Genomic DNA, 17,355 nt, shown 5'->3' with positions numbered 1-17,355 from the left:
CCGCTATTTTTGAGGCCGATAACCCGTTCGGCGGGAAGGCAGATGCCTGTCCGTCCAGGATAATCGCGCCAAAGCACTTACCCCGTTGCGCCGGCGCCCGGGCGCGCAGGTAGATAAGTCAAGGTCACCTTTGGTATGTTATAAACGCCACGCTCTCGGGGCGGATACGAGTCGATGGATCAGGAAAGACTTCTAGCCGCAGTCCTCTTAGCTGATGTCGTGGGCAGCACGACACTTTATGAGCGCATCGGCGACGATGCCGCCCTGCGGCAGGTCTCGGATTGCCTCGACGCGATACGCGAGATCGTCGCCCAGCACGGCGGTGACTTCATTTACTCCAAGGGCGATGACGTGCTCAGCCTGTTCGAGAGACCGGAGGCGGCGCTGAGGGCCGTCTGCCAGATTGGCGGCCAACTGACAAAAGAGCCTTTGATCGCCCGGATCGGATTGCATTTCGGGGCGGTCATTCGCGCGCGTGGCGCGGTGTTCGGCGACGTTGTCAATGTCACCGCAAGATTGTCCACCACGGCCAACCCCGGGGAGGTCCTGATCAGCCAGAGCTTCTTCGAAGCCCTTTCCGCGGGCAGCCGCAGTACCTTGCGGCTCCTCGACAAAATGGCCTTCAAGGGAAAGCAAGAACTCTTCGACGTCTATACGCTGAGGAGCGACGATGGGGCCCTCAGCACGCACATCGCCAACCGAGGCACCTTTGTCGATAGGCGCTCCGCTCCGCCGCCGCAGATCAATCTGGTCATCCGCTATGAAGATCAGTCGCGATCCTGCCGAAACAACGAATTGGTGACGATCGGCCGATCTCCGGAATGCAATATCGTCGTCCAGCGACCCTGGGTCTCAAGGCACCACGCGACCTTCACCATTTCGAATGGCAAGGCGCGGCTTGCCGAGCGAAGCTCATCGGGCACATTTGTGTCGATGGGGCCCGGCAATGAAGTATTCGTACGCCGCGAAGATATTCTCCTCTTCGGCTCCGGCGTCATCTCGCCTGGACGCAGATCGGCCCTCGGCGACGCCCAGATCCTTCGCTACGAAATTATCTCAGGCTGACCGGCTGGGTTCGTTGGGGCGTGGCTGACTTCAAGCGGCCGCTGTCCCGCCGCTGCTGGTGGCTTGGTCCTGTTTGTTATGCGCCCGATATCACCGGCCGGTGTAGCCGCCGTCGATGGGCAGCGAGACGCCGGTGATCATGAACGTCACTCCACCATGAACCGCGAGCTGAAGGGCAGGCCCGCCGCTCCCACCGCCTTGGGCGAACGCTCGATGTTGCCGGCTATGGCGCTTATCCCAGGCATAGCCTGTTCCAGCTCCCGGCAGATCGCCTTGCAGACCGCCTGCGGCGCGTAAGAGGACAGGACGACTGAAGCCACGGGAACGAACGGCTTCAGCGCCGCTATCGACGACTTCATCTGCTCCAGCAGCTCGCGTTGCCACGCGATCTCGGCATCGCCGAACGAAGGCCAGTCCGCGCGCCGCTCCCACAGCTCGGAGGGCGAATTGCCATTTTTCCGGATCTCCTGCTCCAGGCGCAGGATGCCGACGTCGAAACTCACCGCGGCAGTGGTGTTGTAAATCTGGTGATTGAGGACCAGGCGGCTGTGCAGGCGCGCGCCGAGATAGAAGAAAAGGTAGTCCGAAAGATGCTTTGCCACGCCGAACATGCTTTCGCCACCGGCAGCGGCGGTGATGTCGTTCTGGACGTAGACGGGATAACCGATCTCCCTCTCGACCTCCTCCTGCAGGGCGTCGAACCGCTCGCGCGCCGCTTTTGGCGTTAGCTCGAGTTCTGCTTCGTCGCCGGGCAGGGCAAGGCCGATACCGGCAATGCGCGAGTGGAGATGCCGGGGCAGATCGGCAATCGCCTTGGCAATGGCGGTCATGAATTGCGGGTGGTTGGTGTCTTGTGCGGCTGAGAACGGCAGGACCGTATGGGAGCGGATCGAGCCGACGAAATCGACAAGCACGACCTCCACCTGCCGGTGGCCGACGCTGATGCCGACGGAATAGGCGCCCTCGGGGTTGAGCGAGATCGGCACCGTCGGCGGTCCGACACGGCCGCGCTGGGCCTCACCCTTGGCGATCAGCCCTTCCTGCTCGAGCGATCGGACGATGACCGACACAGTCTGCGCCGACAGGCCGGTCCGCTCGCCGATCTCGAGACGGGTGATATCCTTGCTCTGAAGCAGCAACGACAGCACAAGGCGTTCGTTGTAGCTGCGCACGCTGACGGCGTTGAGGCCGCTGGCGCGGTCCGCGATGCGGAGCGGGTTCGGCGGCGCAAAGCGCATGTCAGGCATGGTGCGTCCTCTCGCGATCGGTCCTGCGGGACACCCGTATGCCGCGTTCATCTCTCATCCGGCCACCCGATTGCTTCGACTTCGCGGGCCAGTGCACGGCCAAGCGACACATGGGCCTGTCCGTTGATGTGGAATCCGTCAAGCGGATCGCAGGTGACGACCGAGCCCGCGTCGAAGAAATGCACTTCGAGCGAATCGGCGATGATCTCGAATTCGAGCGCCAGCTGCCGCGACTTTTCGGGCGCGCCGGCGAAGATCGACCGCCATTCCTTGATGTCGTCCAGCATTGGCGGCGGAGACACGATCATGATTTCGGGCACGCTGCCGCCCGGGCCGGGCTTGAGTTCCTTGATGTCGTAGACGAGGCAACCCATGGCCATGGCGACTTCAGAGGCCGGCTGGTTGAAGCGCGCCTTGAGGTCGTTGGTCCCCAGCATGATGATGACGAGATCGAGAACGGCATGGCTCTGCAGGCAAGGCCTGAGGTAAGTACGTCCGTTCTTGTGGGCACCCTCGATGGGATCGTCGCGCACCGTCGTACGGCCGCTGAGGCCTTCCTCGATGACATGCCAGCCGACGCCCAGCTCCCTTGCCATGACACCGGGCCAGCGCTCGGCCGGGCCGTAGCGGTCAAGCGGCGTGCCGCCGGGCACCTGCCCATGCGTGTTGGAGTCGCCGTAGCACAAGACCGATCGCATGCTCCTCCCCGATCCAGCCAAGGTTCTGATTTGCAGAAATTATCGGACGAGAGTCGGTCGTCCGCTTCCAGCGACCCTGCCATCTGGCGGAAAGGTAGCGCAAGCTGCAAAGATAATCCATCACTCTGAATAATTATTGACAGCTCGCCGGATCGATGGTTGAACTGAGCCTGGGAGGAATGCCCCGAACCTTTTGCGCCGACTGGCTGCCATGATCCATGGCGGCAACGCTGGACCTTTGTCTCCAGCGCTCATGCGCTCGGGTTGAGCAACGAACTGAAGCAGTGCCGGGCTCGCCCCGGCAGGAGCGGCGTTTGGCAATGGCCGCGCGCCGATGGGAAGTCGTGGTCCTGGTCACCAGGGCTCGTGGAGCTTGAGAAGGAGGATGGCTCAGTGAGACGGATTATCCAATCAATCGCAGCGGCAGTGATCGCGACCACCATGTGGTGTGCTCCCTCGTTCGCCGACGAGGTATCGCTGCTCGACGGGGTTACCGCCCGTGCCGGCGACAATCCAGCGGTCGAGGCCGGGAAATTCAAGAAGGATCCGCCCTGGGTCATCGGTATGAGCCATTTCGGCGTAAACGCGAACACCTGGACGGTGCAGGTCGCGCATGAGGCGGAGGCTGCCGCCGCCAAGGACAAGCGCATCAGCAAATTCATCCTGCTCGATGCCGGCTTTGACCAGAAGAAGCAGGTCGCCGACATCGAGGACCTGATCGCCCAGAAGGTCGACGCCATCATCGTCCAGCCGGTCACGTCGACCTCGGCGGACGCCAGCATCGCCAAGGCCGTGGCGGCGGGCATTCCCGTCATCGTGCATACCGGCCGTATCGAGAGCGACGCCTTCACCACCGAAATCCAGGGCGGCGCCGAACATTTCGGTAAGGTGATGGGCGACTTCCTGGTCAAGGAACTCGGCGGCAAGGGCAATATCTGGGTGCTGCGCGGGCTTGCCGGCCATCCGGAAGACACCAACCGGTACAACGGCCTGCTGCAGGCGCTGAAGGGGACCGACGTCAAGATCATCGCCGAGGAGCATGGCGACTGGCAGTACGACAAGGCCAAGAAGCTCTGCGAGACGCTCTACCTGAACAACCCCGAGGTCGACGGCATCTGGTCTTCCGGCGCCGATATGACGCGCGCCTGCGTCGACGTCTTCAAGCAGTTCGGCGCCAAGATCCCGCCGATCACCGGCGAGGGCAACAACGGCTTCTTCGGCCAGTGGATCGCCGACGGCTTCAAGTCGATCTCGGCGGAATACAGCCCGGCCCAGGGCGCGGCCGGCATCCGCGCCGCCGTCGCCCTGCTCGAAGGCAAGGAGCTGAAAAAGCACTACGACTACAATCCGCCCGGTTGGGATATCGAGAAGATCAAGAAATATTATCGCGACGATCTCTCGGCCAATGTGTGGTGGCCGTCGGAGCTGCCCGAAGACAAGCTCAAGGAGTTCTACGCCAAGAAGTAAAGGTGGCGCCATGGTGGCGCGGGGCTGCGGCGACGTGGCCCGCGCCACCGAATACTCCTGAATGCAGTGGTGCTTGTTTCGTGAAAACCCTTGTCGAAATGTCGGATATCCGGAAGGCCTTTGCCGGCACGGCGGCGCTGAAGGGCGTCTCCATCGCTCTCCGATCGGGCTCCGTCCATGCGCTGATGGGCGAGAATGGCGCCGGCAAATCGACGTTGATGAAGATACTCGCCGGCGTCCACCAGCCGGATAGCGGCGCCATTCTGCGCGATGGGCGCCAGATCGCCTTCCACAGGCCGAAGGATGCGCTGGAAGCCGGCATCTCGACGGTGTTCCAGGAACTGTCGCTGCTGCCCAATCTGACGATCGCCGAAAACATGTTTCTCGGCCGAGAACCGACCACTGCTTTCGGCGGGGTCGACCATCGCCGCATGCGGCGCGAGGCTGGCGCCGCGCTAGCCGAACTCGGCCTTACGCTCGATCCGGGCACGCTGGTGTCGAGGCTCAGCATCGCCGAACGGCAGTTCGTGGAGATCGCGCACGGCATCATGACCGATGCCAGCGTGTTCATCCTCGACGAGCCGACGGCGGCGCTCAATGCCGCCGATGTCGAAATCCTGAACCGCCACATCCGCAGGCTGAAGGATGAGGGCAAGGCGGTGGTCTACATTTCGCACCGGATGGACGAAATCTTCGCCATCTGCGACACCGTCACGGTTCTGAAGGACGGCGAACTCGTCGGCACCAGAGCAATCGCCGAGATGACGCCGGCGTCGCTGATCGCGATGATGGTCGGCCGCGAGCTGGCCGATCTCTTTCCTCAGCGTGGCGATGTCTCCGGCCCCGCCATGCTTTCGGTCGAGGGTTTCCGCATCACCGAGCGCTCCAGGCCGTTCTCGCTGGCGCTCAACCGCGGCGAGATCGTTGCGCTGGCCGGCCTGGAGGGGCAGGGCCAGCAGCGCTTCCTGCGCTCGCTGGTCGGTCAATACCATCCTTTCGCCGGCCGTGTGACGATCAAAGGCAAGTCGCTGCCCTTGCCGGTGTCGCCTGGCGGCGGCGTGCGCCGGCTGCAGGCAATGGGCGTCGGCTTCGTACCAGAGGATCGCAAGGAAGACGGGCTCTTCCTCGGCCTTTCCGTGGCGCACAACATTGCTGCCGCACTCCATTCGAAACGGTCTGAACTGGCCCTGGCCGCCGGCTATCAGCGGCAGGTCGCCGACATGATGTCGAGCCTTGCCGTGAAGGCCAGCGGTCCGAGCGCCCCCGTCGGCACACTGTCGGGCGGCAACCAGCAGAAGGTGCTGCTCGGCCGCTACCTCGCCGCCGACATCGACATCCTGCTCGTCGAAGAACCGACGCGCGGCGTCGACATCGGCGCAAAGTCCGAGATCTACCGGCTGCTGCGCGACTTTGCCGGCAAAGGCGGGGCGGTGTTGGTGCTGTCGCGCGAGACGATCGAGCTGATCGGGCTCTGCGACCGCATCTGCGTCGTCCACAACGACACGATCGTCAAGGAAATGCCGGCGGCAGACGCCACGGAGCACAACATCCTCGACGCCGCGCTCAGCGCCAGCGGGCAGGCCAATGAGGCAAGAGGTGAGCGCCGATGACAGCCATCAACAGACGCCTCGCGGGCGCGAGAGGATCGCGGCAAGGCATGTGGATGCTGCCCTTGCTGATCGCGCTGGCCATCACGCTTTGGCTCAGCCTCAAGACGGCACAGTTCCTCAACGGGGAGAATCTGCTCAATCTGGTGCCGCAGGCGATGCCGCTCGTCATCACGGCGGTCGGCCAGATGTTCGTCGTCCTGCTCGGCGGGCTCGACCTTTCGGTCGGATCGATGATCAGCTTCACGACGGCAGTGCTCGCCCTCGGCGGACCCAGCTGGGTGCTGATCCCGGCGGTATTCGTGCTGGCCGCGCTGGTCGGTTTCAGCAACGGCTTCATCATCACCCGCTTCAACGTGCATCCGATCATCGCGACGCTGTCGATGCAATACATTCTGCTCGGGATCACGCGGGTGCTGAGACCGGTTTCGGGCGGCACGGTGCCGGACGTCGTCATCAGCGCGGTGGCCGGCTCCTTCCTTGGGGTGCCCATGCCGGTGTTCTGGGGCATCTTTACGCTCGCGGTCGCCTGGAAGCTGCTCTACGGCTCGCGCTTCGGGCTGCATCTTTTCGCGATCGGTGGTGGCGTCTCGTCCAGTGTGGAGGATGCGGCGCATAATTTCGGCATCGCCGACCGGCGCAACATCGTGCTTGCCTATGTGATCTGCGCCTGCTTCGCGGCGCTTGCCGGCATTTTCCTCGCCGGGCGCATCGTTTCGGGCGACCCGAATGTCGGGCTGCTGTTCGAGCTCGACGCGATCACGGCCGTCGCCATCGGCGGCACCCAGCTTTCTGGCGGCATCGGCAGCCTGCACGGCACCGTCATCGGCGCCCTTGTCATGGCGCTGCTTGCCAACGGCATGAACCTGACAAATGTGTCGCCCTTCATCCAGACCACCATCAAGGGGGCGATCCTGCTCCTGGTGGTCGCTCTGCAGTCGCGCAAAAAGATGGGGTTGTAAGTGGCTGCCGCGCTCACCCATCCTATGATGCGCCGCTTCCTGCGCGTCCCTCCTGCCTACTACGTCTTTGGCGTGCTGCTCCTGGTTCTGTGGATCGCGCGGCCGAACATGCTCAATCTCAACATCATGGGCATATTCGTGCGCCAGATCGTGCCGCTCGGCATATTGGTGCTGGGCCAGCTTCTGGTGATGCGGGTGCGAAGCATCGACCTGTCGGGCGGCGGTGTCATCCTGCTCATCAACTATACTATCTCGTCCGGCGTCTTTCCCGGCGCTTCCATGGCTTTCTTCATTGTCCTGGCGCTGGGTATCGGGCTGGCCGTCGGGTTCTTCAACGGCCTCATGGTCGGGGTGAGGCGGGTCTCGGCCGTCATCGTCACGCTCGCGGTCGGCATCGTCCTGGTCGGGATCGTGCAATATCTGTCCAGCGGCAAGCCGCCCGGCGATGTGCCTGGCATGTTCGCCGACATCTACAACACCAAGCTCGGCCCGGCGCCGACGCCGGTGATCTTCTGGGTGGTGGTTTCGGTGGCGCTGTCGCTGTTCCTGTCGCGCACGGTCTTCGGCCGTTATGTGACGTCGGTTGGCGAGAACGTGCAGGCTGCGCATTTCTCCGGCGTCCCGGTCGCGCGCACGGTCGTGCTTGCGCATACGCTGGCGGGCTTGTTCGCTGGCATCGCGGCGCTGGTCCAGACGGCCTCGATCGCCGTCGGCAGCGTCAGGGTCGGCCTCGACCTGCCGATCCTTGCGGTCGCAGCGACCATCCTTGGGGGCGTCGTCTTCGGGCGAGGGGAAGGCGGTGTCTGGGGGCCTTTCTTCGGCGTGCTGTCCTTCGCGCTGCTGTTCGTCGTGATGACGACCTTCGGCGTCGACGAGCCAGGCAAGCTGATCGCGCAGGGTCTCATCATCCTGCTCGCGGCGATCCTCTACGGCATCAGGAGCAGGTCGAACTGAGCGGCGAGTTCGGGACGGCCAATAGTCAATCGCATAGGGAAATGGATTGGAGACATGACCAAAAGATCGATCCTCTGTTTTGGAGACTCGCTGACCTGGGGCTGGATTCCGGTCGTCGAAGGATCGCCGACACATCGCTACGCCTATCAGGACCGCTGGACGGGCGTGATGGCCTCGTATCTGGGCGATGGATATCATGTGATCGAGGAAGGCCTGAGCGCCCGCACGACCAGCCTCGACGATCCCAACGATCCGCGCCTCAACGGCAGCGCCTATCTGCCCTCGGCCATCGCCAGCCACCTGCCGCTCGACCTCGTCATCGTGATGCTAGGCACCAATGACACCAAGTCGTTCTTCCGCCGCACGCCTTATGAGATCGCCAACGGCATGGCCAAGCTCGTCGGCCAGATTCTCACCAGCGCCGGCGGTGTCGGCACACCCTATCCAGCCCCGCAGGCGCTGGTGGTCGCGCCGCCGCCGCTGACCCCGATGCCGCATCCCTTTTTCCAGGGCATGTTCGCCGGCGGCCATGAGAAGACGGCGGCGCTGGCGGCCGAATATCGCGCCATGGCCGATTTCACGAAGGTCGATTTCCTCAATGCCGGGGATTTCATCGCCACCGACGGCTGCGACGGCATCCACTTCACCGCTGAGAACAACCGCGGCCTCGGCAAGGCGATAGCGGACAAGGTTCAGGAGATCTTCGCGCGCCAGGCCGATCGCAGGGTTGCCTGAAGGTTCAGGTGTGACGGCGCATCGGCCCCTCCAGACCGATGCGCGATCGCGGGACCGGCGCGGCACCGCCGGCCCGCAATTTCGGCAGGCTGATCGTGCGGGTTCGTCCCGGCCATGAAAACCATGATCGGTCCGAACCATGAATTGTTCAGCGGCTTGTCCCTTCCAAGTCAGGGCCGACAGGTTCTAGCTTCCTGAGGCAAATCTCTCGCTTGCGACCGGATATGCCGCTTCACGCGGTCCATCGGATAGCGGATTGGAGTAGCTGGAGACAGCTGCAGGGAAACGACGCTCCATGACATCAGCCAATATTCTGATCTGCGATTTTGTCGGCCTCCGCTTTGGCGCGGACGGCAATCCCGACCACAGTGAGGTCAAGGCTTACATCGAAGCCAAGGGCGATGTGTTCCATCAGACAGGCATCGGCAGCGCTGGCGCCCTCGATCCCGGCAGGCTGCATTTCTTCTACCTGCCGCAATTGAGCACGCGGGAAGAATTGTTGGCCGAGGCTGGCGACGGCCGTTATGACGCCGTCATCGCCGCGGCGACCTTTATTCCGGCCGAGGCCAGGTTCCGCCTCGGCGGCGTGCGCATCGGGACCGGCACCGGCAATATGGGCTCGGCATCCTGGGGCGGGGGTAGCGGAGAGGGCGGCGAAGCGCCGCTTATGAATACGCCGGGCATCAACAGTCGCGCCACCGCGCAAATGGCCATGAAGGCGCTGCTGAAAGTCAGGCCGGATCTTCCCGTGGACAGGCTCAACAGCCTGGTCGCCGGCGGGCAGTTCGATACGGGAAAAGATCTGCGCCATTACCCGACCGAGAAGCTCGAAGGAAAAAGACTGGCGGTGATCGGCTATGGCAACATCGGTCGGGAATTCGCCAGGCTCGGCCAGGCCTTCGGCATGCGGGTCACCATCCATGCGCGGCCCCGTCACCGCAAATGGATCGAGCTGGAAGGCTTCGACTACGCCGCAAGCATGGTGGACGCGGCGCGCGGCGCGGACGCGCTTTCGGTCCATCTCGGCCTGGGCGCTTTCGATGCCGGCCGGCAAAAATACGCCAACGCCGGGCTGATCGGAGACGAGCTGCTTTCCGCTCTCAACCACGGCGCCGTGCTGATCAACTATGACCGCGGCGAGCTGGTCGATGTGCCAGCGCTGGAGCGCGCATTGGAATCGGGCCGTATTTCCCACGCGGCGATCGATGCCGACCTTTTTGCCGATGGCGCGACGCTTTCAGGACCGATGCTGCCTTATCTGAAGCTGGTCGAACGCCATGGCCAGCGTCTGGAACTTCTCCCGCATGCCGCGGCCGACACCGACCATCCCTCCCGTGTCGCGGGCGCCAAGCAGGCGGTCGATCAGATCCGCGCCGCCATCGTCGACCATCGCGTCCACAATCTGAAAGGATCGCTGCCTTCCGGTTTTGTCGACATGGGAGCGAAAACACCGCCCGGTATCGGCGGCGTCAATCTCCGGCACCTGGCGGCGCTGGCCGACGATCAAAACGTGGCCGCCGACCTCGCCCGATCGGGCGCTCTCGTTGCCACGTTCTGGGAGCGCATCCTGGCGGCGTCCGAGCAGGAGCGACCGGCACTGATCGCTTCCGGAGGCGAAGAGCTCGCCGAGGCCGTCAACCGTCTCTCCACACTTATGCGCACGCACCACCTTTCGGGGCCGTTCACTTCAGGATCGCCCTGACACCCACCATGCGGCGACTTGCTCGCCAAGCCCTTGAAAAACTTGGTGATCCCGACAGGAATCGAACCTGTGACCTACAGATTAGGAATCTGCCGCTCTATCCTACTGAGCTACGGGACCACGCGGCCAGACACATAGCCGCTTCGGGTCGGTTCGCCAAGGGGCATGCTGACCTACCCATAGGCCGTAATGTCTCGGCGAGGCCGGGCTGAGCCGGCCAAGCGTATGGCGGCGGAGCCTTCGCCGGCGGCCGCTCAGGCGGCCAGCGCGGTCTCGGCCAGCTTCACCCAATAGCTCATGCCGTGCGGAATGACCTCGTCGTTGAAGTCGTAGGCCGGATGATGCAGGCCCGCCGAGTCGCCGTTGCCGATGAAGATGAAGGCGCCGGGGCGGGCTTCCAGCATATAGGAGAAATCCTCGCCGCCCATCACCGGCTGGATGGCGCGGTGGACATGGCTGTCGCCGGCGATATCGGCGGCGACATCGCCCGCAAACACGGTCTCCTCGGCATGATTGAAGGTGACAGGGTAGTTGGCGTCGTAATCCACCGCGATGGTGGCGCCGAAGGCGGAGGCGAGCCCGGCGCAGAGCGCGCGAATGCGCTCTTCCGATTTCTTGGCCACTTCCTTCTTCAGCGTGCGCACGGTACCGGCGATCTCGGCGCTTTCGGGAATGACGTTGTAGGCGTCGCCGGCATGGAACTTCGTCACCGACACCACCACGGCCTCGACCGGATCGGTGCTGCGCGAGGCGATGGTCTGCAGCGCGCCGACCAGCTGGCTGGCGATGACGATCGGATCGATCGTGCCGTGCGGCATCGCGGCATGGCCGCCGCGGCCCTTGACGGTGATGGTGAATTCGGCGGTCGCGGCCATGATCGGGCCGGGCTTGATGGCGAACTGGCCGACCGGCAGGCCCGGCATGTTGTGCATGCCGAACACTTTCTCGATGCCAAAGCGCTCCATCATGCCGTCCTTGACCATTTCGTTGCCGCCGCCGCCGCCTTCCTCAGCCGGCTGGAAGATCACCGCCACGGTGCCGGTGAAATTGCGCGTCTCGGCGAGGTATTTGGCGGCTCCAAGCAGCATCGCGGTATGGCCGTCATGGCCGCAGGCATGCATCTTGCCGCGCACGGTCGAGGCCCATGGCTTGCCGGTGATCTCGTCGATCGGCAGCGCGTCCATGTCGGCGCGCAGCCCGATGGTCGGGCCATCGCCCTTGCGACCGCGGATGATGCCGACGACGCCGGTCTTGCCCAGTCCCGTCACCACCTCGTCGCAGCCGAACGCCTTCAGCTTTTCGGTGACGAAGCCGGCGGTCTGGAAGACGTCGAAATTCAGCTCCGGTGTCTGGTGCAGATGTCGTCGCCATCCGGCGACTTCTTCCTGCATTTGCGCGGCGCGGTTCAGAATCGGCATGATCGTTCCATCTCTTGGTTGATTGGCGGCAGTCGGTTCAGATCCGCTGCTCAGCAATTGTGATTATGTTGAACTTTGCCATTTTGGCGTCACATAGGGTAAATAGCACCACAACAATGCGGTCCGGGGTCGAGGGTCGAGCCGCATTTGTGCTGGCGATGGGTAACGAAATCTTACGGACCCAGCGGCGACTACGGCAAGAGGCGATTTCGGATTTGATCATGCGGCAAAGGCATTTCCTCAACCTGTTGCTGGCAGGCGCGCTGGCGCTTCCGGCGCTCGCCGGCGCGGCGCGTGCCAACCCGGTCGTGCTTTTCGACCTCAAGAGCGGCTCCATTCTGGAGCATCAGGACGCGTTCAAGCGCTGGTATCCGGCCTCGCTCAGCAAGCTGATGACGGCCTATGTCGCCTTCCGCGCGATCCAGGCAGGCGAGGTGGCGCTCGATTCGCCGATCAAGGTGACGAAGCATTCGGCCGGCGAGCCGCCGAGCAAGATGGGCTTCAAGCCCGGCTCGGTGATGCGGCTCGACAATGCGCTGAAGATGATGCTGGTCAAGTCGGCCAACGACATCGCCATGGCCGTCGGCGAGAATATCGGCGGGTCGCAAGCCGCCTTCGCCGACCGCATGAACGCGGAGGCGGCCCGGCTCGGCATGGTGGGCACGCATTTCGTCAACCCGAACGGGCTCTATTCGCCGGAACAGTACACGACCGCGCGCGACCTTGCCGTGCTGGTGGCGGCGCTGCGCAATGATTTTCCGCAATACGCGCCCTGGTTCTCGATCGAAGGCCTCGCCGTCGGCAAGAGGGCCATCCCGAACTACAATCTGCTCATCGGCCGCTATCCCGGCGCGGACGGCATGAAGACCGGCTTCGTATGCTCTTCCGGGTTCAACATGATCGGCTCGGCGACGCGCAACGGGCGCACGCTGGTCGCCGTCGTGCTTGGCGAGAAATCGGCGATCAGCCGCGCCGAAGCGGCGGCAAAGCTGCTCGATCTGGGTTTTGAGATGCCGTCGGCCACTTCGACCACGCTTGGCGCTCTCAAGCCCTATGGCGACACGCTGTCGCCCAACGACATGCATGACGAGATCTGCGCGAAGAAACCGAAGGAGGAGCAGTCCGAGGCGGCGCCCGAGGTTGCGGCCAAGGACAAGTCGAAATCGCCCTACCAGGTGAAGCTCGACCACCCGACACTGGTCGCGGTCGGACTCGGCGGCGCCACGGGGCCAGCGCCCAAGGCATTCGTCGACCAGGTCGACCAGAACTATGCCGATGTGCCGCTGCCGATCTGGCGGCCGGACAGACCGGCGCCGGCCGGCGCCGAGCCGCTGGCGACGGCCGCCGCCGGAGCCCAGGGCGACCAGCCCGTCAAAGCTGCCAACTAGCCAAGCTGATGAGCGGCTTTCCCATTCCCGTTTCGGTGCTCACCGGCTTTCTCGGCGCCGGCAAGACGACGCTGCTCAACCGGCTGCTCAAGGATCCGGAGCTTGCCGACACGGCGGTGATCATCAACGAGTTCGGCGAGGTTGCGATCGATCATCTCCTGGTCGAGCAGGCCTCGGACGGCATCATCCAGCTTTCCGATGGTTGCCTCTGCTGCACGGTGCGCGGCGACCTCGTCGACACACTCGCCGATCTCGTCGACCGGCTGCAGACCGGCCGTATCGCGAAACTGACCCGTGTCGTCGTCGAGACGACGGGTCTGGCCGATCCGGCGCCGGTGCTGCAGTCGATCATGGCGCATCCGGCGCTGGTGCAGGCCTTCCGGCTCGACGGCGTCATCACGCTGGTCGACGCCGTCAACGGCGAGGCGACGCTCGATGCCCATGTCGAGGCGGTGAAACAGGCCGCTGTGGCCGACCGCATCGTGCTGACCAAGGCCGACCTTGCCGACGCGGCCGGGGTCGAGGCGTTGCGGGCAAGACTCAAGCAGATCAATCCGGGCGCCGTCGTGCTCGATGTCGGCGAGGCCGGCGCCGCGGCGCTGTTCAATTGCGGCCTCTATAATCCTGAAACCAAGTCCGCTGACGTGCGGCGCTGGCTTGGCGAAGAGGCGGCGCATGATCAGGATCATCACCATGATCAGGATCATCACCATGATCACGACCATCGTCACCATGACGGTGACGATGATCATGGCCGCCATCACCATGCGCATCGCCACGACACGCGCGTGCGCTCGCACTCGCTTGTCCATGACGGCCCGGTGCCGTTCTCGGCGATCGAGATGTTCCTCGACCTTCTGCGCTCGACGCATGGCGAGAAACTCCTGCGCATGAAGGGTGTCATCGAGCTCGCGGAGGACCCCTCGCGGCCGGTGGTCATCCACGGCGTGCAGAAGATCCTGCATCCGCCGGCAAGACTGCCGGCCTGGCCCAATGGCCAGCGCGGCACCAGGCTGGTGCTGATCACGCTCGATATGCCGGATGATTATATCCGGCGGCTGTTCGCCGCCTTCACCAACAAGCCGTCGATCGACACGCCGGACCGCGCGGCGCTAGAAGCCAATCCGCTGGCGATAGCTGGATTGTAAGCCGAAAAGACACCGGCTCAGGCCGCGTTGCCGCGCTCGATCAGGAAGCGGTGGCCGCCGGCGACCGCGGCCGTTTCGACCAATTGGTGACCGGCATCGGCGCAGAAGGCCGGGATGTCGATCACCGCGAGCGGATCGGTGGTCTCGAGCCACAGCCGAGTGCCAGGTCGCATCGCGGCCAGTCGCTTGCGGGCCTTCAGCACCGGCAAGGGACAGTTCAATCCCTTGAGATCGTAGTTGGCGGGCGGCTTTGCCTTTTGTTCATGCATGTCGTTATCCCAAGACCGCCTTCCACTTTTGGGCGACATGCATAAAAATGTCAGCCGCCGAACATGCCGAGCAGCTTCTTCTTCAGCTTCGACACGGTGCCCTGGTCGGCGTCGGCGGCCTGCGTTTCCTGCGCCGGCTGGACGGGCGCGGGTTCGACGCCGGCGGTGACGACCGGCTGCTGCGCGGCCTGCTTGGCGGCCTCCTTCTCGGCCAGCGCCTGCGCCTTTGCCTGTTCCTTGGCGGCCTTGGCCGCCTCGATCGCCGCGAGGCGCTGCTCTTCGGCCTTGCGCTTGGCTTCCTTTTCCGCGTCGGCTGCTGCCATCTTGCGGCCGAGCGGGGAATCTATGCGGCCCATGCGGGTCGTTTCCGTCACCGAGCCGTCTGAATTCATCGACGGCGGATCGATCGGCACGCGCTCGCCGCGGGCGCGGCGCTTCGACCAGTCGGAAACGATGCTGGCTTCCTTGACGCCGGCAATCGTCGGCTTCGGCGGCGGCGTGCTCGATTTTACGGCCGAATTGAAGGCCGCGTCGTAGCTCTTCTCGTAATTGGCGTAGGCCGTCTTCAACGAATCCGGCTGGGTCGTCGCGGGGCAGGGGCCAGTCGGGTCGAAGGTCGTGCCTTCGGGCGCGACCTGATTGAAGACGTAGCGCTTCTCGCAGACGTCGACCTTCGGCGGCACCTTGGTGATCTCGAAATTGTCGTAGCCGACCTTCAGCATCTTCCAGAATTCGTAGTTCGGGTCGCTGCGGTAGCGCGCCATGTTGGCGGCGGTCATGCGGAACGGGAAAGCCTGGACCTGGAACTCGGTCTGGCCGCCCTGGAAGGCGTCGCGGCCGAAGGCATAGATCTGCTCGATCTGGGCGTCTGTCATCGAATAGCAGCCCGACGACGAACAGGCGCCATGCACCATCAGGTTCTGGCCGGTGCGGCCGTTGGCGCGATCATAGGCGTTGGGGAAGCCGATGTTGAAGGACAGGTGGTAATTCGAGCGCGGATTCATCTGCGACGGACGCACCGTATAGAAGCCCTCCGGCGCCTGGCGGTCGCCCTCGGTGTATTTGGGGCCGAGCTTTCCCGACCATTTGCAGATGTCGTAGCTGGCGACGAGATCGTAGCGGCCATTGGTCTTGGCCTTCCAGATCTCCAGCTTGCCTTCTTCCTTGAAGATGCGCGCCATTACCGAGGAGGTGCGCACCATGCCTTTGGCCTTCATGTCGGCGAGGATCTTGTCCGGCAGCGGCTTGTTGGCCTCCGGCGCGAAATCCTTCATCGATGAATCATTGCAGCCGGCAACGCCAATGGCGGCGATAAGGACTCCGGTGCGGGCAAGCTTGGCAAACATCGGTACGGCTACGTCTCTTCTTTCGGGCCAACGGCTCTCGGCATGGCTTGACCCGCAGGCTGAACACCGGTGGATCGTAAGCCCGTTAACCTTGAAAATTCCTTACCGCAAGCCTTCGCGACAAATTGGGCCAACCCCTCACGGCAAGTCCATTGAGCCGAATCCGGCGGCATTTTTGTGGCGAAATTGGTCGTTGCCGCCACAGTTTACCGCAAGATGCCCGATTAAAGGCTGCGGCCCATCGCCAGGTACTTCTCGCGGCGCTGCTCGCGGAAATCGGTGTTGGCGCCGGCAAAGTCCTTCATCGTCCTGGCGATGAGGTCGCCGGTGGACGCAATCACCGTCTCCGGCGCGCGCTGGGCGCCGCCCATCGGCTCGGGAATGATGGCGTCGATGATCTTCATTTCGAGAAGATCCTGCGCGGTGATCTTCATGTTGGTCGCCGCGTCCTTGGAGCGCGTGGTGTCGCGCCACAGGATCGAGGCGGCACCCTCGGGCGAGATCACCGAGTAGATGGCGTGTTCCAGCATGTAGACGCGGTTGGCGGTGGCAATCGCGATGGCGCCGCCGGAGCCGCCTTCGCCGATCACCACCGAGATCGACGGCACTTTCAGCGACAGGCAAGCCGAGGTCGAACGCGCGATGGCCTCGGCCTGGCCGCGCTCCTCGGCGCCGACGCCGGGATAGGCGCCGGCGGTGTCGACCAGCGTCAGCAGCGGGATCTGGAAGCGGTCGGCAAGCTCCATCAGCCGCACCGCCTTGCGGTAGCCCTCGGGGCGCGCCGAGCCGAAATTGTGCTTGATACGGCTTGCCGTGTCGGAGCCCTTCTCCTGGCCGATCACCGCGACGGGCTCGCCGCGGAAACGGGCGAAGCCGCCGACGATCGCCTGGTCGTCGCCGAAATTGCGGTCGCCGGCCAAAGGCGTGAAATCGGTGAACAGCGCCTTGATGTAGTCAACGCAGTGCGGGCGGTCGGGATGGCGCGCGACCTGCACCTTCTGCCAGGGCGTGAGCGCCTTGTAGAGATCGCGCAATGCGTCGCGCGAACGCTTTTCCAGCCTGCTGATCTCTTCGGCGACATCGACCGCCTCGCCGTTCTCGGCAAGCTTCTTCAGCTCAAGGATCTTGAGCTCCAGATCCTGCACCGGCTTTTCGAAGTCGAGGTAGTTGTACATGCTTGAGCGGACCGATCCGTCGGAAGGCAATGGCAGGCGGAACCGCTGAAATGCCGGCTCCGGGGGGTGGAACGTCGCCCTCACATAGCGATATGAGGCCTAGTCGGCAAGCGGATGATGATCGTTGACCAGCCGCACCAGCCGCTCCTCCAGCACGTGGGTGTAGATCTGGGT

General features: G+C 63.9%; 15 protein-coding genes and 1 tRNA gene. 9 read left to right on the top strand and 7 right to left on the bottom strand.

The genetic code is table 11. The annotated features are described in order from the left end of the window. The first annotated feature begins 174 nt into the window (after nt 1–174). A complete protein-coding gene (locus tag FJW07_RS25875) occupies nt 175–1,065 on the top strand; it encodes an adenylate/guanylate cyclase domain-containing protein (protein ID WP_140859265.1) in 891 nt (296 codons plus the stop codon). A 146-nt stretch (nt 1,066–1,211) separates the two neighbouring features. Here FJW07_RS25875 and FJW07_RS25870 read toward each other — a convergent pair whose 3' ends face one another. Together FJW07_RS25870 and FJW07_RS25865 are read right to left on the bottom strand one after the other, a co-directional pair. Then, nucleotides 1,212–2,312, bottom strand: a complete 1,101-nt coding sequence (locus tag FJW07_RS25870) for an ROK family transcriptional regulator (protein WP_226892105.1) — start codon at nt 2,310–2,312, stop codon at nt 1,212–1,214. Nucleotides 2,313–2,359: 47 nt separating this feature from the next. Next, nucleotides 2,360–3,010: an SGNH/GDSL hydrolase family protein gene (locus FJW07_RS25865; RefSeq protein ID WP_140647428.1), complete on the bottom strand. Its 651-nt coding sequence runs from the start codon at nt 3,008–3,010 to the stop codon at nt 2,360–2,362. Nucleotides 3,011–3,403: 393 nt separating this feature from the next. Here FJW07_RS25865 and FJW07_RS25860 point away from each other — a divergent pair, with 393 nt between their 5' ends. From FJW07_RS25860 to FJW07_RS25835, 6 genes are all read left to right on the top strand, one after another. After that, nucleotides 3,404–4,477 (top strand): ABC transporter substrate-binding protein, encoded by a 1,074-nt coding sequence (locus tag FJW07_RS25860; RefSeq protein WP_140704801.1) that lies wholly within the window; start codon nt 3,404–3,406, stop codon nt 4,475–4,477. Between the two features lie 80 nt (nt 4,478–4,557). Further along, complete coding sequence (locus tag FJW07_RS25855) at nt 4,558–6,087, top strand: sugar ABC transporter ATP-binding protein (RefSeq protein WP_140859264.1); 1,530 nt, start codon at nt 4,558–4,560, stop codon at nt 6,085–6,087. After that, nucleotides 6,084–7,046 carry an ABC transporter permease gene (locus FJW07_RS25850; protein WP_140784473.1) on the top strand — a complete coding sequence of 321 codons (963 nt, stop codon included), beginning with the start codon at nt 6,084–6,086 and terminating at the stop codon, nt 7,044–7,046. The genes FJW07_RS25855 and FJW07_RS25850 overlap by 4 nt, the downstream gene beginning before the upstream one ends. Before the next feature lie 24 nt (nt 7,047–7,070). After that, nucleotides 7,071–8,000, top strand: a complete 930-nt coding sequence (locus FJW07_RS25845) for an ABC transporter permease (protein ID WP_181182727.1) — start codon at nt 7,071–7,073, stop codon at nt 7,998–8,000. Nucleotides 8,001–8,054: 54 nt separating this feature from the next. Next, nucleotides 8,055–8,735 carry an SGNH/GDSL hydrolase family protein gene (locus tag FJW07_RS25840; RefSeq protein ID WP_140647424.1) on the top strand — a complete coding sequence of 227 codons (681 nt, stop codon included), beginning with the start codon at nt 8,055–8,057 and terminating at the stop codon, nt 8,733–8,735. Between the two features lie 295 nt (nt 8,736–9,030). Next, nucleotides 9,031–10,437: an NAD(P)-dependent oxidoreductase gene (locus FJW07_RS25835; RefSeq protein ID WP_140647423.1), complete on the top strand. Its 1,407-nt coding sequence runs from the start codon at nt 9,031–9,033 to the stop codon at nt 10,435–10,437. 43 nt (nt 10,438–10,480) lie between these two features. On the opposite strand, the gene FJW07_RS25830 is transcribed toward FJW07_RS25835, so the two are convergent. Beyond that, nucleotides 10,481–10,557, bottom strand: a tRNA-Arg gene (locus FJW07_RS25830). A gap of 134 nt (nt 10,558–10,691) precedes the next feature. Beyond that, nucleotides 10,692–11,855 carry a M20 aminoacylase family protein gene (locus FJW07_RS25825; protein WP_140647422.1) on the bottom strand — a complete coding sequence of 388 codons (1,164 nt, stop codon included), beginning with the start codon at nt 11,853–11,855 and terminating at the stop codon, nt 10,692–10,694. Nucleotides 11,856–12,076: 221 nt separating this feature from the next. Here FJW07_RS25825 and FJW07_RS25820 point away from each other — a divergent pair, with 221 nt between their 5' ends. Next, nucleotides 12,077–13,243, top strand: coding sequence for a D-alanyl-D-alanine carboxypeptidase family protein (locus FJW07_RS25820; RefSeq protein WP_140647421.1), 1,167 nt, complete (start codon nt 12,077–12,079; stop codon nt 13,241–13,243). 8 nt (nt 13,244–13,251) lie between these two features. Next, entirely contained in the window at nt 13,252–14,391 is a 1,140-nt protein-coding gene (locus FJW07_RS25815; RefSeq protein WP_181182722.1) for a GTP-binding protein, read from the top strand. 17 nt (nt 14,392–14,408) lie between these two features. On the opposite strand, the gene FJW07_RS25810 is transcribed toward FJW07_RS25815, so the two are convergent. The 3 genes from FJW07_RS25810 to FJW07_RS25800 all read right to left on the bottom strand — a co-directional run bounded on the left by FJW07_RS25810 (nt 14,409) and on the right by FJW07_RS25800 (nt 17,181). Then, nucleotides 14,409–14,660: a sulfurtransferase TusA family protein gene (locus FJW07_RS25810; protein WP_140647419.1), complete on the bottom strand. Its 252-nt coding sequence runs from the start codon at nt 14,658–14,660 to the stop codon at nt 14,409–14,411. A 50-nt stretch (nt 14,661–14,710) separates the two neighbouring features. Beyond that, a complete protein-coding gene (locus tag FJW07_RS25805; protein ID WP_140647418.1) occupies nt 14,711–16,006 on the bottom strand; it encodes a murein L,D-transpeptidase family protein in 1,296 nt (431 codons plus the stop codon). 224 nt (nt 16,007–16,230) lie between these two features. Further along, entirely contained in the window at nt 16,231–17,181 is a 951-nt protein-coding gene (locus FJW07_RS25800) for an acetyl-CoA carboxylase carboxyltransferase subunit alpha (RefSeq protein WP_140859262.1), read from the bottom strand. Between the last annotated feature and the right edge of the window lie 174 nt (nt 17,182–17,355).

It is taken from the genome of Mesorhizobium sp. B3-1-9 (assembly GCF_006439595.1).
Classification (GTDB): domain Bacteria; phylum Pseudomonadota; class Alphaproteobacteria; order Rhizobiales; family Rhizobiaceae; genus Mesorhizobium.
Note: the sequence above shows the minus strand (reverse complement) of the source record. Positions and strands in the feature narration are given on the sequence as shown.

Excerpts from the sequence above, each read along its gene's own strand:
- FJW07_RS25875 (WP_140859265.1), top strand. The coding sequence starts at position 175 with ATGGATCAGGAAAGACTTCTAGCCGCAGTCCTCTTAGCTGATGTCGTG.
- FJW07_RS25870 (WP_226892105.1), bottom strand. The coding sequence starts at position 2,312 with ATGCCTGACATGCGCTTTGCGCCGCCGAACCCGCTCCGCATCGCGGAC.
- FJW07_RS25865 (WP_140647428.1), bottom strand. The coding sequence starts at position 3,010 with ATGCGATCGGTCTTGTGCTACGGCGACTCCAACACGCATGGGCAGGTG.
- FJW07_RS25850 (WP_140784473.1), top strand. The coding sequence starts at position 6,084 with ATGACAGCCATCAACAGACGCCTCGCGGGCGCGAGAGGATCGCGGCAA.
- FJW07_RS25845 (WP_181182727.1), top strand. The coding sequence starts at position 7,071 with ATGATGCGCCGCTTCCTGCGCGTCCCTCCTGCCTACTACGTCTTTGGC.
- FJW07_RS25840 (WP_140647424.1), top strand. The coding sequence starts at position 8,055 with ATGACCAAAAGATCGATCCTCTGTTTTGGAGACTCGCTGACCTGGGGC.
- FJW07_RS25835 (WP_140647423.1), top strand. The coding sequence starts at position 9,031 with ATGACATCAGCCAATATTCTGATCTGCGATTTTGTCGGCCTCCGCTTT.
- FJW07_RS25825 (WP_140647422.1), bottom strand. The coding sequence starts at position 11,855 with ATGCCGATTCTGAACCGCGCCGCGCAAATGCAGGAAGAAGTCGCCGGA.
- FJW07_RS25820 (WP_140647421.1), top strand. The coding sequence starts at position 12,077 with ATGCGGCAAAGGCATTTCCTCAACCTGTTGCTGGCAGGCGCGCTGGCG.
- FJW07_RS25815 (WP_181182722.1), top strand. The coding sequence starts at position 13,252 with ATGAGCGGCTTTCCCATTCCCGTTTCGGTGCTCACCGGCTTTCTCGGC.
- FJW07_RS25810 (WP_140647419.1), bottom strand. The coding sequence starts at position 14,660 with ATGCATGAACAAAAGGCAAAGCCGCCCGCCAACTACGATCTCAAGGGA.
- FJW07_RS25805 (WP_140647418.1), bottom strand. The coding sequence starts at position 16,006 with ATGTTTGCCAAGCTTGCCCGCACCGGAGTCCTTATCGCCGCCATTGGC.
- FJW07_RS25800 (WP_140859262.1), bottom strand. The coding sequence starts at position 17,181 with ATGTACAACTACCTCGACTTCGAAAAGCCGGTGCAGGATCTGGAGCTC.